The following is a 13,584-nucleotide window of genomic DNA, read 5'->3' as shown; positions in this document are numbered from 1 at the left end:
TATGTTCGGCCTGTTGATCATCGACAAATCCCGCGCTTTCCCGAGTCTGTATACTGCGCCCTCGTCTTGAACACTGAGGTCGCTGCATGCCATCCGTTATTTCCACCGACGTTCTGATTGTCGGCGCTGGTGTCGCCGGCCTCTGGCTGAATGCGCGCCTGCGTCGTCAGGGTTTTTCGACCGTGTTGGTGGAAAGCGCCAGCCTCGGCGGCGGGCAGACTGTGAAGTCCCAGGGCATCATCCACGGCGGCGCCAAGTACGCGCTGCACGGTGCACTGACCGGCGCCTCGGAAGCCATCGCCGACATGCCGCGCCGCTGGCGTGAAGCGCTGGCCGGCAATGGCGAGCTGGATCTGTCCGGCGTGCGCCTGCTGTCCGAAGCCCATTACCTGTGGTCGCCGGGCACCCTCGCCGGCAACCTCACCAGTTTCTTCGCCAGTAAGGCCGTGCGTGGTCGCGTTGATCAGGTCAAGGGCGCGCAGCTGCCGCCGGCCCTGCAAGACAAACGCTTCAAGGGCAAGGTCTACCGCCTCGCCGAACTCGTCGTTGATGTCCCGAGCCTGGTGCAGCGTCTGGCCGATCTGGCCGGTGATGGCTTGCTCGCCGGGCAGACCATCGAGCCGCTGCTGGAAGCGGGTGTGCTGGTCGGCTTGAAGGTCGACGGCCGCGAGATTCGCGCTCAGCGCATCGTCCTCAGCGCCGGCGCCGGTACTGCCCAACTGCTCGAAGACCTCGGTTTGAGCCAACCGGCCATGCAGCGCCGGCCGCTGCACATGATCATCGCCAAAGGCCCGGGCCTCAAACCGCTGTACGCCCACTGCCTCGGTGGCGGCACCAAACCGCGCATCACCGTGACCACCCACCCGGCTGCTGACGGCCAGTGGGTCTGGTACATGGGCGGTGACATCGCCGAAAGCGAAGGCGTGCACCGCGAGCCGGCCGAGCAGATCGCCACCGCACAAAAGGAAATCGCCCAGTTATTGCCGTGGATCGACCTCAGCACCACGCAATGGGCAACCCTGCGCGTTGATCGTGCCGAGCCGCTGCAAACCGGGCTGAGCCGCCCGGACAACGCATTTCTCGCCGAACAGGGCCGCTTGCTGGTCGGCTGGCCAACCAAACTGGCGCTGGCGCCGGACTTCGCAGACCGGGTCATCGCCTCCCTGCAACGCGACGGCGTCCAGCCACAAGCCGCCGAGCCCTTGCCGGCGCTGCCAAAACCACCGATGGGCGTTCCCGCCTGGGAGCAATTGCTGCCATGACTATCGCCACCCTGCACGACCTTCATCGCCCACTGGGCAGCACCGGCCTGACGGTTTCGCCACTGGGCCTGGGTACGGTCAAACTTGGCCGCGACCAAGGGGTGAAATATCCCAACGGTTTCCAGATTCCCGGCGACGATGAAGCGCGGATGCTGCTGCGACAGGCACGCGATCTGGGCATCAACCTCATCGACACCGCGCCGGCCTATGGCCGCAGCGAAGAACGCCTTGGCCCGCTGCTACGGGGTCAGCGTCAAGACTGGGTGATCGTCAGCAAAGTCGGCGAAGAGTTTGCAGAAGGCCTCTCGCATCACGACTTCAGCGCAGCGCACACGCGGATGTCGGTGGAACGCAGCCTGCAACGTCTTGAAACCGATTTTATCGACCTGGTGCTGGTGCACTCCGATGGCAACGACATGGCCATTCTCGAGCACGAAGAGGTTTATGCGACACTCGCGGCGCTCAAGGCCGAAGGCAAGATTCGCGGCTTCGGCTTCTCCGGCAAAACCGTCGAAGGTGGTTTGAAAGCTCTGGAGCAAGGCGACTGCGCAATGGTCACCTACAATCTGAACGAACAAAACGAGAAGGCTGTCATTGACTATGCTGCTGCCCACGGCAAAGCCATTCTGGTGAAAAAAGCCTTGGCCAGCGGTCACGTGTGTCTGAGTCCGGGCGTGGATCCGGTACGCGCCAGCTTCGAATTGCTGTTCGCCCAGCCTGGCGTAGCCAGTGCTATTGTCGGCACGATCAACCCGCTGCACCTCGCCCACAACGTTGCGACCGTTGCCCAGGTCCTGCGTGGTCACTGACGCCGCCTCGCGGCCTTAAGCAGGAGCCGATATGCCGCGCACGCTCATCAGAAAGAACCCGAGCAACTTCAAGACCCTGCCGCTGTTCGTCGAAGCTACCCCGGAAGGCCTGACCTACCAAAGCGTCGGCATGCCGCTGAACTTCGCGCAAACCTTGCAGCGGCGCAAACCGGTGAGCGTGGCCGACACCGAGCGCTTCTCGCTGGAACTGGCCAACCTCGGCGTTTCAGTGCGCCTGACCCTGCATTGGCAGAATCGCGATTATTGGGTGCTGGTGCGCCAGCGCCGGCAGGATCGCGGTGACGTCGTCCTGAAGTTGATTTCCGGTTACGTGCCGGCCCACGAACTGAATATTCCGCTGCACACGGCGATTCAGGAAATTGCCGAAGAGTGCTTGCTGGAAACCCCGGAAGGCTGGCTCGGCGGACGCTTCAACGACACCTGGCTGCCTGCGCCCTATTCGGCCGCATTGCATTATCGCGAGGCCCTGCCGTTTCGCCTGACCCCGTTGTCCGGCTCGGCACGGCCAATACGCTGCGCCAACCTGCAATTGCTGGAGCGGCCACGGGCCTATGTGCACCTGCCGACCGCGTCACTGCAATTGATCTACGATTTGCGCCTGGATGTGCCCAAGGAAGCCAAATCCCTGAGCCTGTTCCATGTCGATGAGCGCCTTGAAGGTGATCAACTGGTTGCCCGACTCGACCGCAAGCGCCCCGATCTGTACTTGATGCCACTCAAGGACGGCGCGCCACTGGCCGAGTTGTACACCCTCAAGCGCGACAAACTCGTTCCTGCCAGTACCCGTGGTCTTTATCTGGCCGAGAGCTTTGCCACACAAACCGGCTGGGTCGTGCGCGAGGAGCGGATTCGCTGGAAGGACTGGTTGGTGCAGCAGGGTCTGCAACCGGCGAAAGCCCCACGTCAGGGGCTCAAGCAGTTGAGTATCAAGGCGCTGCGATTAGTCGGGCTGGGCAAAAAAACCGCTAAATAGCGGTTTAGCGGCGGCGATCCCACCACGTACGCAACGCGGCAAATAAATGGAAGTAGCGATTTTCGCGCTTGCCCATGCCGCGTTTGGGCGAGAACGATTCTTCGGCGAATGCACCGGTAATACGTACCCGAGACGCTTGGGTCGGCAGCGTGCAGACTTTGGCGTCCACCTGTTGCAGGGCATATTTGAGCAAGCGCTCGGAATGCAGCTTTCGGCCTGTCGCCTTGCAGAATTCGAAGATACGCTCGATCCGCTTGCCGTACGCGACATACGTATCGCGCCCGCACACCGCAAAGCGGTCGTTCAACCCGCCCCACCACTGCCAGTCCGGAATATAAGCATTGTGCTTGCGAGCCTCGGGGTGAGCGAAGACATAGCCAGGCAATGCCGTGTGAAAGAAATTGTCCGGGCGCACGAACACGACGAAATCCGGATTGAACGGCTCGATCATGTTGGTCACGGTGTGCAATGAGTTGAGCTGAAAAATCAGATTGCGCAGTGACGCAAAGTCATCGGCCCAGGTATCGCCCTGTGCTTTGACCTGTTCGAAATCCCAGCGCTCCAGCACGCCCTCGGTCGAGGTGAGCCTGCCGCTCATCGATTCGAACGGCTCGTAGTTGTCCACCTTCAATTCGCCTTGCTCGCCGGATCGCGTGTTCTGCACCTCATCGATCTTGTACAGATGGTAGAAGCACTTTACATCGCTGCCCGCAGGCAACTGCGCCAGCACGTTCTGCTCGATGGAAGGGAAACAGATTTGCGAGTTTCTCGGGATTCCGAAAAAAGCCACGGCAATTTTCAACACTCAACAGCACCTTTTGAAAGTAGTTCGCGCCTGTTGGCAACCGGTAATACGCTGTCGCTTACTTTTGCCGAAACAGCTTTTGCCACCAGCGTCGGGGTTGCAGCGGTATGACGATGATGTCCGATTTTTGCAGCCAGTCGCGTTCGTAATCCCAGGCATGGCCACCCCACAGTTTTCCTGCTTCGTTGGAAAACCCCAGGGTCATGAGCTGATAGGTATAACCGGCATGGCCGCGCAACCAGTCGAACAACACCAGCGTGTTGAAACCGGTGGACGGCCCGACATAACGCTTGCCGCCCGGCCGGTCGACCGGGTAGTTCCACAGCGGCGGCAATGGAATGCGATCCCAGTACATGGCCACACGTGGCAAAGGACACATGGGTGCGGCGCAGCCCACCAGCATGCTGAAACAGCGTTCACTCGCCTGCTCGAACATTCGCTGTACCGGCGGCGCGTAAGGCAGACCAAAAAAGTATGCATCCGGCGCGTTGTAGCCATGCACGAAAACATTGACGCTGTGCTCGTTGAGCAGCGCCGCTTTGATACAGGTATTGAAGCTGACAACGACGTCATCGACGCCAATGTTCAACGCCTGAAAGTCCGCCGCCGTGATGGCCGGGTTGTTGGCAATCAGCACGACCCGAGGCGCACGGCTCAGACAGTCGAGAAGCTCTGTGGGTAAAGCACCCAGTACGGACTGATCACCACCGGGCAGCGCATCCAGCGCCATGTGTTCGTCCTTCATTCAGACCGGCACCTTCATCCCGTAACGCAACTTCACCCAGAATCGCGTGAACGCCGAGGGCGGCTGCCATGGGCGCATCTCACGCTGGATTTCCGTGGCCAGTGCCTGACCGACACGGGCAAAGGAATAGCGGCTTTGCGCGAACTCCTGGCCGTTGCGGGCAATGCGCTCTGCCAGTTCCGGATCGCTTTGCAGCAGCTTGATCTTTTCCACCGCCTCTTCTTCGCTGCGATAGAACACGGTGTTGTGCATGTCTTCAAAGCCGAGCAAGCGGTCTTCTTCGCCCTGACTCCAGGCCAGCAGCACACAGCCGCAGGCCATGGCTTCATAGTTCTTGATCATGAACTCGTTCATGCCGATGTCGGCGCTGACGAAAATCCTGATGCGATTGAGCGTCTGCAGATATTCCGCGCCCGACTTGGTGCGGGTCACCAGCATCCCGGTGCGCTGCGAGAGCGATTCGAGCATGGCTTTGCGCTCGGCATACTCGGTGCTTTTCAGGCTGCCAAGAAAGCCGACGGGAATGTCCCGATCAACGCCAGTGTTGTGCAGCATCTGTTCGTCATAACCCTTGGAGACGAACACCGTGTCGATACCTTCCGCCAGCATCTTGCGAGCGACAACAGCACCGGACACCAGCGCCCGACAACTTGGCAGACGACGATAGAGCCGTGAATACACGCCACGGTACTTACTCGCCGGCATGTAGTTCTGGTACGCGTCGTGCTCGAGAAAGACCAGCCCCGGTATACATTTGAGCACTTGCAGTTGCGTGGCGAGACGCTTGACCCGGGAGAAAATCACCACGCGATCGAAGGTCTGGTAATCGACCGAGGCGAGAAACGACCCCAGATTCAACTGCTGCTGTTTGCTCAAACGATAGATGAAACATTCATCACAGTTCTGCTGCACGATGTCGTAGAGCCGGTCGAGAATGACCCGCTGCTCGTCCATCACCAGGAGCATGACTTTCATAGTTTAATTGACCACGCGACGTAGGCAGGCAAGCGCATCGGATTCAAAGCTGCCCAAATCAATGGAAACGGCAAAATCCCCAAGGCAAAATCCGTTCACACGCAGTACACAACGGTAAAAATTCATCTGGTCAACGACTGCGAATTTTTTCGACAATCGCAGTTGTCGAGCTGTTTTCGACAAGTCCCAAGACCTTCACGGTGCCGCCATAAGCCGTGACGATATCTGCGCCGACCACCTGATCGATGCCGTAATCGCCACCCTTGACCAGCACGTCCGGCTTGACCTCGCGCAGCAGGTTTTCCGGGGTGCCCTCAGGGAAGCTGATCACCCAGTCCACAGCACCGAGTCCGGCGAGAACGGCCATGCGCCGGTCAACACTATTGATCGGTCGGCCCGGGCCTTTGAGGCGGCTGACCGATGCATCATCGTTGACCGCGACAATCAGACGATCGCCCTGTGCCCGCGCCTGCTCCAGATAGGTCACATGCCCGGCGTGCAGGATGTCGAAGCAGCCGTTGGTGAAGACAATCTTCTCGTTGTGCGCGCGGGCATCGGCCACGGCGAGCAACAATTGCTCCAGACCCAGAACACCACGCTCGGAACCTTCTTCGCGCTGGATCGCACGACGCAGTTCCGGGGCACTGATGGCGGCTGTACCGAGTTTGCCAACCACGATGCCTGCGGCCAGGTTGGCCAGGGCAACGGCATGAGGCAGGTCTTCACCGGCGGCAATCGCTGCGGCCAGGGTAGAAATCACCGTGTCACCGGCACCGGTGACGTCGAACACTTCGCGGGCACGGGCCGGCAAATGCAGTGCCGGCTGGTCCGGACGCAGCAGGGTCATGCCGTGCTCGCCACGTGTTACCAGCAGCGCACCGAGTTCAAGGTCGTGCATCAACGCAGCGCCCTTGCTCACCAGCTCATGCTCATCGACGCAACCGCCGACGATGGCTTCGAATTCGCTGAGGTTGGGGGTGATCAGGCTGGCGCCGCGATAGATCGAGAAATCCTTGCCCTTCGGGTCGGCCAGCACCGGAATATTCTTCGCGCGTGCAGCCTGGATCAGCGCCTGATGGTTTTTCAGGGCTCCTTTGCCGTAGTCGGAGAGCACCAGCACCTTGATGCCTTCGAGCAGGTCGTCGACCTGCGAGCCGAGGGCCAGAGCGTCGGTGGCGAACGGTTCTTCGAAGTCGATCCGCAGCAATTGCTGGTGTCGGCTCATGACCCGCAACTTGACGATGGTTGGCTGGTGCGCAATGCGCTGGAACAGGGCACGTACGCCCGCGCCTTTGAGACTGTTGCTCAGGCTGTCGGCGGCTTCGTCATCGCCGGTCACACCGACCAGCGACGCCGGCGCACCCAGCGCGGCAATGTTCAAGGCAACGTTCGCGGCACCGCCCGGACGATCTTCGATCTGCTCGACCTTAACGACCGGCACCGGCGCCTCAGGGGAAATCCGTGAGGTTCCGCCATGCCAGTAACGGTCGAGCATGACATCGCCGACTACCAAGACCGGGGCTTGATCGAAACGCGGCATGGACAACTTCATGGAGCAACCCACATACAAAATGAACAGGGGCGCGATATTAACACAGGGTAAAGCGCCGTCCGCCTCAATCTGAAAGGTCGCGTACCCAGAACAATTCATGACGCCGGACCGCTTTGCGGAAAAACTCGTTACTGCCTGTTGCAGGCCAGCGACGACCCGCCAGGCCTTGCTGGATCCAGCGGCGTAATTGCCGTTTGAACACTTGCTCGCCCTGCAGATCGTGCTCCATCGCCAGGGCCATGGCTTTGTCCAGTTGCACGTCTGCCGACAACAGCGGGCTCCACAACCGGTCGGTCGGCAATGGCTCGATAGCAGGCGGCAGCGCGATACCGGCACCGGCAGGGCCCATCGGCCAGCGATCGTTGTCGTGCAGGTGATTGGCGTACATCAGCAGGGTTGTCGGTTTCCAGCTACTCAGCGCGATAGCCTCAAGCAACGCCTGGGTCGAGGCTACGTGATCGCTGTGAGGATCGAGCTCAGGATGGGGCGTCACCACCACTTCCGGACGATAGTGCTCAAGCAGGGCCTTCAGATCGCCCAGCAGATTTTGCCAGGTCGGCTGCCCATCGATGTCGGCGGGCAGGGTCAACGGATTGTGCCGGCGCACACTGCGCACGTCGTTTTCCTGCGACTCACGGGAGCCGAACACCTGGGAAGGTTCTTCGGCCATCGAAGGCAGTTGCAGGCAGTAATAACCCAATTGCACGCAGCGATCGGCAGGCACGCCGCCCCACAACGGGATCACCAGACTGTCCCAACTGCGCAAACGGCCCTTCAATCGCGCGGCTGCGGCTTGATCAAGGCCCAGACGCTGAAAGTCTTCGGCCTCGATCTCACCCTGGGTCAGGGTGACGATACTGACGTCTTCAGATCGACTGTAAAGGCCGAATGCAGCGAGTTCGGCATCGTCGGCATGGGGAGCGATGACCATCACCCGCTGGCGGCTGTAGTCAGGATTGGCCATGACCCACAACACGCCCGCCGGGGCGGGCACGCAATATTGACCACGCAGTGCCAGAACGCCTTGCGCCAGCGCATCGGCCTGACCAGACAAATTGAGGAAACGCCGGCCATTGACCCCGCGCTCGAAGTCCTGGCGATCATCGCCTACTTCAACATGGGGGTCGAACCAGCGCCCCAGCCAAGTGGATTTCACTTCAAGTTCGAGTACCAACGTCTCGCCCTGCGCCAGCAGCTCGCTCAGGCGCAAAACGCCGCCCTCAAGACTCACGACCTGCCGCGCGGTTTGCGCCGGGAAGTTGTACTGATAGTCGTCAGAAGGCCGGTAAAACAGATGATCGGCAAACCAGGCCTCGTGAGCGACCCAGGCCAGCACCAGCAATACCGGCACCAGCCACCAGGCGATCAGGAAGCCGATCAACAACAGCGCCACCATAAAGGCAATCAGGAACAGACGTTTGTTGCGTCGATGGGCCTTGAGAAGCTGTTGCTTGCGAGCGCTCATGGATTCAGACCTTGTAGACCGGCACCGTGTGGCACCAGCGATCCTTGTACTCACGGTCGGCACGACCGAATGAATAGCGCAGAGGTTTGCCCAGCGCCTGCGCGTGCGCCCAGGCCTCTTGGGTGTTGACGAAACTCAGCACACTGCCAGGACTGAACTCGCGGCTCTGCGGGTCGACGCCACCGTTGATGTATTCGAGCGAAACCCATTGCGGGGCTTCGACGCGATACAGCACCTGAATGGCCACTGGCGCCGAATCGAGCATTGCCACCGAACCGGTCATGAATTCACGCAGCAAGGTAAAAACCTCAACCAGCCCGGCCTTGCCCGGCACCTCGAAGCCCCAGCGACGCTGAAACAGATCAGCGTAAGCAGCGGCTTGTTCCTGCGGCGTAAAATCGGACATCGGCACCAGCGATCCGCCCGCTTCTTCCAGCAGGCGCTGCTCGCGACGCTGGTTGTAGCGGAATTTCTTCGAATACTCTTCCGGCAACCGCGCCAGCGCCAAACCCTCAGGCTGCAGCTTCAACGTGCTGATCTGCTCGGCATTGAGCTGAGACACATACGCCATGCGCTGGCGCACCGGCACGATGACATCTGGCGCGATCGGCAGAATGATTTCCGCATTGCCCATATCGAGCAAACCGCGCTTGCCCTCGCGCTTGAGCACTTCCTTGGACAAGGCGACATGCCGCCCCCAGCAGGGAACGGCGGCAAGCACTTCACCGCCAATCACCCAGCCCAGGTAGCGCAACTCGATGCCCAGGAATGTCGACAAGCGCTCGACGACTTCCGGATGCGTGGCAAAACTGCCGCCGAAACGCTGCCAGGCCCGGGTGTAGCTGTCACGGTCAATTTCGCTCCAGCCACGCTCGCGAAAGCTGCGAAACATCGTCAGCATACGTTGGTCACGTGTGCCGGTTGTGGCTCGTCACCCTCTTCGAACTCTTTGGCATGCAGACGCGCGTAATAGCCGTTTTGCTCGAGCAATTGCGTGTGAGAGCCACGCTCAACGATGCGGCCCTCGTCCATGACCAGAATCAGGTCGGCTTTTTCAATGGTGCTCAAACGGTGAGCGATCACCAGTGTCGTGCGGTTCTGCACCACATGATCCAGCGCAGCCTGAATGTGCCGCTCCGACTCGGTATCGAGCGCGGAGGTGGCTTCGTCGAGAATCAGCAGCGGCGCATCCTTGAGCAGGGCCCGGGCAATGGCGATGCGTTGACGCTGGCCGCCGGACAGCAGTACGCCGTTTTCGCCGACCATGGTTTCGTAACCCTGCGGCATCTTGATGATGAACTCATCGGCATAGGCTTCGGTGGCCGCGCGCTTGACCTCATCGAACGGTGCGCCGGCCAGATCGCCGTAAGCGATGTTGTTGGTCACCGTATCGTTGAACAGCGTGACCTGCTGGGTCACCAGAGCTATCTGCCGACGCAGGCTGCGCAGGGTGAAATCCTGCACCTGCACGCCATCAAGCAGGATCTGGCCCTGCGCATGATCATGTTGATAAAAGCGTGGAATCAGGCTGGCGAGGGTCGACTTGCCACTGCCCGAGCGCCCCACCAGAGCGACCATCTGCCCCGGTTCGACGACGAAGCTGATGTCGTTGAGTACCGCTTTGTCGGTGTCGGGATAGTGGAAGCTGAGGTTACGCACTTCCAGACGGCCTTCGAGACGATCCTGCTCGACCGTGCCCTGATCCACTTCCGCCGGCTCGTCCAGTTGCTCGAAAATGCTTTCGGCACCGGCCACGCCTTTCTGAATCGTCGAACTGACTTCCGACAATTGACGGATCGGCTTGGGCAGCAGGCCAGCCATGGTGATGTAGGCCACCAGATCGCCCGGCGAAGCATCGCCGCGAAGGTACAGCACGAGGAACATGACCACGGCCATGGCGCTGTACGTCACCAGTTGCAGCATCGGCGTGTAAACCGCGCCGGTCTTGGTCATCGTCAACTGCTTGTCGGTGTTGCTCTGACTGGCATCGCGAAAGCGATCCTTTTCGTACTGCTCGCCGCCGAAGCTGCGCACAACCCGGTAGCCATGAATGGTCTCGGACGCGACGTGCGTGACGTTGCCCATCGAGACCTGGATCTTCTTGCTCTGCTTGCGAAATTTCTTGCTGGTGCTGTTCACCATCAAGCCGATCAACGGCAGGATCGCGACCATCACCAGGGTGAGCTTCCAGTTCATCCACAACAGCGTGCAGAACAGGAAAATCACGGTCATGCCTTCACGGATGACGACTTTGATGGCATCCGTTGCCGCGCCGGTGACCATGGTCACGTTGAAAGTGATCCGGGAAATCAGGTGGCCGGAATTGTTCTTGTCGAAGAAGCGATTGGGCAACTCGAGCAATTTGTTGAACAGCACCACCCGCAGGTCATGCACCAGCCCCAGCGAAACCCGCGCCAGGAAGAAGTTGCCCAGATACGAACCCACACCCTGCCACAGTGCAATGAAAACGATCATCAGTGGCACGGTTTCGAGCAACTGCAGCTTGCCCAGATAAGGATTGCCCGGGAACAGACTGGCTTCAGGATTGGCCAGACCGTCGACAAAGTACTTGAGGATGTAAGCGAGCATCGGTTGAGTCGATGCGAAGATCAGAAACCCGACGATGCTGAGAAGGAAAAGGCCGGCATAAGGCCGCACGTAAGCCAAAAGGCGGAAATAGATCGCCAGCGTGGACTGGGCTTTCGGTTCAGGACTGCTCATGGTGATCCGCGCAATTCAGTGAGGCGCCGATGATATCACACGCGTTTTTGCCCCGATAAACATGACTTCAAGCCAGCCTTCGGCCAAGTCGGTTAAGATACCCGGCTAATGATGGGGAGCCCGATATGCAATCGATTGATCACAGCACTTACGAGGCACTGCGCAAAGGTGCACACGTACTGGAGGCCGACGGTTCCGGCGACAAAGTGCTCAGATTGGCCGATGGACGCATGCTCAAGCTGTTCCGCCGCAAGCGGCTGCTCAGTTCGGCGCTGTTCTACCCCTATGCACAACGCTTTGCCGACAACACCCGCGCCCTCGAACAACGCGGCATCCTCTGCCCGAAAGTCATCGCGGTCTATCGCATCCCGAGCATTGAACGTGACTGCGTGTATTACAGCCCGCTGGAAGGCAATACAGTGCGTCAGTTACAAGGCACTGACGATGAGGCTGACTCATTGCGATTCCAGCTGGGCGGGTACTTCGCCCTTCTGCACGAAAAAGGCGTGTACTTTCGATCGCTGCACTTCGGCAACGTGGTGCTGACGCCGGACAACCATTTGGGCCTGATCGATATCGCCGACCTGCGCTGCCAGCGACGCGCACTCAGCGATAGCAAACGCCTGCGCAACTTCGCGCACTTGCTGCGCTACAAGGAAGACCGCCAATGGCTGCTGGGCCAGGACACCGGCGACACGTTTATCGAAGGTTATCGGCAGGCGCTGCCGAGCAACCGACAAGCGCCGCTGATCTCGCGCCTGCGTCCGCTGCTCGGTTGAATCTCAGCGGCCGATGACCACCACGGTGGCACCTTTGCGATTGGCGAAATGCTCGATGATGCGCAGCTTGTGCGCCACCAGCCATTCGCTCAGCCACGGCTCGTCACCTTTGGCTTCAATGAGGAAATACTGATAGTCGCCAGCATGCGCTGCCGACATCGCCTCATCCGCAGTCAGTACCGGCAACACGTAACCGCGTCCGGCGTAATAGCTGATCCGCCCATCCTCGAAATACGTCTTCGCACCCGGCTCGACATGAGCAGACAACCAGCGACCGGCCTCCACGTAGTGCGTTTTACCGGCGCCGGTGGAAATGACGTTGGACAGCATCACCAGCAACCCGAGGACCACCAGCCATTTGCCCCAACGCGGGAACTCGCGAACAAACGCGGCCAGCCCCATGGCCAGCACAGGCACAAACAACAGATTCAGAAAGCTCAGATAACGCGTGTTCATGAACTGTTGCTTGATGAAAAACAGCACCAGCACCACCAGATACAACACGGCCGCCCAGGCAAAAGGACGATAATCACGCCAGTAAGTACCGAGAACTCCCCAGTTGCGCCGCAGAAGGAAGGGCACCGCGAAAGGCCCCATCAATTTCACGAAACTGATGGTCATGGTCGCCAGAATGCCGAAGAAAATGATCCGGCCGGCTTCATCCTGGGAATACTTGTTGATGAGCGAGTTGGCGAACTGATCGCTCAGCATCTGGAAGGCGGCAAACACACTGTGCGGCGCAATCATGTCCAGATACAGCATCACGCGCGCCGACATGAGCACACCCGACACCGAAACGGCCAGCAGCCCCAGAACCGGTAGCAGCGAAAACTGAGCGAACTGCATCCGTCGGGTCGACGACCACAGGTTGGGCAACTGCCACAGCGCCAACGCCGGCACCAGCAGCAAGGCTTCCAACCGGAACAAGGCTGCCGCAACGATCGCCAAATGAATCAATGCCGCCCGCAGCCAGCCGCCACGCGCTTGCCAGCGCAGCGCAAGCCAGAGCGTCAGTGTGCAGAAGAACCAGAAACCGCATTCGCGAATGATGTCATTGCGAAAGGCATTCACCGCAGGCATGGCCAGTACCACGAGGCAGGCCCAACCGGCGAGATGTGCAGACCGCTGACGAACGCAATCCACCATCAGCGCGCTGGTGCCGGCGAAAAAGAGCGCGCACCAAAGGTAGGCACTCAGCTCCAGCGGCAGATGGAGGACGGCGTGCGTACCGGCCAGCAGAAAGGAAAACCACGGCCAGTCGAAAGTTGCCCAGGCCACATCTGGCCCGTGCTCGGTGACCTGTTGCGCAATATCAATGTACAGCGCGGCATCACGCCCCACCGTCGCAGTGCCCAGAACCGCAATCAGCGATAACAGTGCACTGCCCAAAAACGCCAGCCAAACCGGGTATTCGTCGATGATTCTGGAGACTTGAGCCCCTACCTTGCCGCCCGTACCTTTCACCCAGCCACCTCAT

The 13,584-nt window shown here is 59.9% G+C and carries 12 protein-coding genes; 4 read left to right on the top strand and 8 right to left on the bottom strand.

What is annotated here, in order from left to right; all coding sequences use genetic code 11:
* The first annotated feature begins 86 nt into the window (after positions 1 to 86).
* From QOM10_RS02410 to QOM10_RS02400, 3 genes are read left to right on the top strand one after another with little or no spacing between them, the layout of a single operon-like run.
* Positions 87 to 1,262, top strand: coding sequence for an NAD(P)/FAD-dependent oxidoreductase (locus QOM10_RS02410; RefSeq protein ID WP_160037998.1), 1,176 nt, complete (start codon positions 87 to 89; stop codon positions 1,260 to 1,262).
* Positions 1,259 to 2,071, top strand: coding sequence for an aldo/keto reductase (locus QOM10_RS02405; protein ID WP_127925588.1), 813 nt, complete (start codon positions 1,259 to 1,261; stop codon positions 2,069 to 2,071). The genes QOM10_RS02410 and QOM10_RS02405 overlap by 4 nt, the downstream gene beginning before the upstream one ends.
* Positions 2,072 to 2,102: 31 nt before the next feature.
* Positions 2,103 to 3,065: a metal ABC transporter ATPase gene (locus QOM10_RS02400; RefSeq protein WP_150651801.1), complete on the top strand. Its 963-nt coding sequence runs from the start codon at positions 2,103 to 2,105 to the stop codon at positions 3,063 to 3,065.
* 4 nt (positions 3,066 to 3,069) lie between these two features.
* On the opposite strand, the gene QOM10_RS02395 is transcribed toward QOM10_RS02400, so the two are convergent.
* The 7 genes from QOM10_RS02395 to msbA all read right to left on the bottom strand — a co-directional run bounded on the left by QOM10_RS02395 (position 3,070) and on the right by msbA (position 11,328).
* Positions 3,070 to 3,870: a hypothetical protein gene (locus QOM10_RS02395; protein WP_316917520.1), complete on the bottom strand. Its 801-nt coding sequence runs from the start codon at positions 3,868 to 3,870 to the stop codon at positions 3,070 to 3,072.
* Positions 3,871 to 3,928: 58 nt separating this feature from the next.
* The gene (locus QOM10_RS02390; RefSeq protein WP_316917519.1) at positions 3,929 to 4,615 is read right to left on the bottom strand and encodes a hypothetical protein; all 687 of its coding nucleotides are present in this window, start codon (positions 4,613 to 4,615) and stop codon (positions 3,929 to 3,931) included.
* Entirely contained in the window at positions 4,616 to 5,590 is a 975-nt protein-coding gene (locus tag QOM10_RS02385) for a glycosyltransferase (protein ID WP_127925586.1), read from the bottom strand.
* Between the two features lie 130 nt (positions 5,591 to 5,720).
* Positions 5,721 to 7,142 (bottom strand): bifunctional D-glycero-beta-D-manno-heptose-7-phosphate kinase/D-glycero-beta-D-manno-heptose 1-phosphate adenylyltransferase HldE, encoded by a 1,422-nt coding sequence (hldE, locus tag QOM10_RS02380; RefSeq protein ID WP_093430139.1) that lies wholly within the window; start codon positions 7,140 to 7,142, stop codon positions 5,721 to 5,723.
* A gap of 64 nt (positions 7,143 to 7,206) precedes the next feature.
* Positions 7,207 to 8,607, bottom strand: a complete 1,401-nt coding sequence (locus QOM10_RS02375) for a PIG-L deacetylase family protein (RefSeq protein ID WP_316917518.1) — start codon at positions 8,605 to 8,607, stop codon at positions 7,207 to 7,209.
* Positions 8,608 to 8,611: 4 nt separating this feature from the next.
* Complete coding sequence (locus QOM10_RS02370; RefSeq protein WP_316917517.1) at positions 8,612 to 9,508, bottom strand: GNAT family N-acetyltransferase; 897 nt, start codon at positions 9,506 to 9,508, stop codon at positions 8,612 to 8,614.
* A complete protein-coding gene (gene msbA, locus QOM10_RS02365; protein WP_127925582.1) occupies positions 9,502 to 11,328 on the bottom strand; it encodes a lipid A export permease/ATP-binding protein MsbA in 1,827 nt (608 codons plus the stop codon). The genes QOM10_RS02370 and msbA overlap by 7 nt, the downstream gene beginning before the upstream one ends.
* A 125-nt stretch (positions 11,329 to 11,453) precedes the next feature.
* Between msbA and QOM10_RS02360 the strand changes: the two genes are divergently transcribed.
* A complete protein-coding gene (locus tag QOM10_RS02360) occupies positions 11,454 to 12,107 on the top strand; it encodes a toluene tolerance protein (protein ID WP_127925581.1) in 654 nt (217 codons plus the stop codon).
* A 3-nt stretch (positions 12,108 to 12,110) separates the two neighbouring features.
* On the opposite strand, the gene QOM10_RS02355 is transcribed toward QOM10_RS02360, so the two are convergent.
* Positions 12,111 to 13,571, bottom strand: a complete 1,461-nt coding sequence (locus tag QOM10_RS02355; protein WP_160037988.1) for a hypothetical protein — start codon at positions 13,569 to 13,571, stop codon at positions 12,111 to 12,113.
* Positions 13,572 to 13,584 lie beyond the last annotated feature (13 nt).

Origin of the sequence: Pseudomonas sp. P108 (genome assembly GCF_032613195.1) — a bacterium.
Classification (GTDB): Bacteria; Pseudomonadota; Gammaproteobacteria; order Pseudomonadales; family Pseudomonadaceae; genus Aquipseudomonas.
This window is presented reverse-complemented; position numbering and strand designations above follow the sequence as displayed.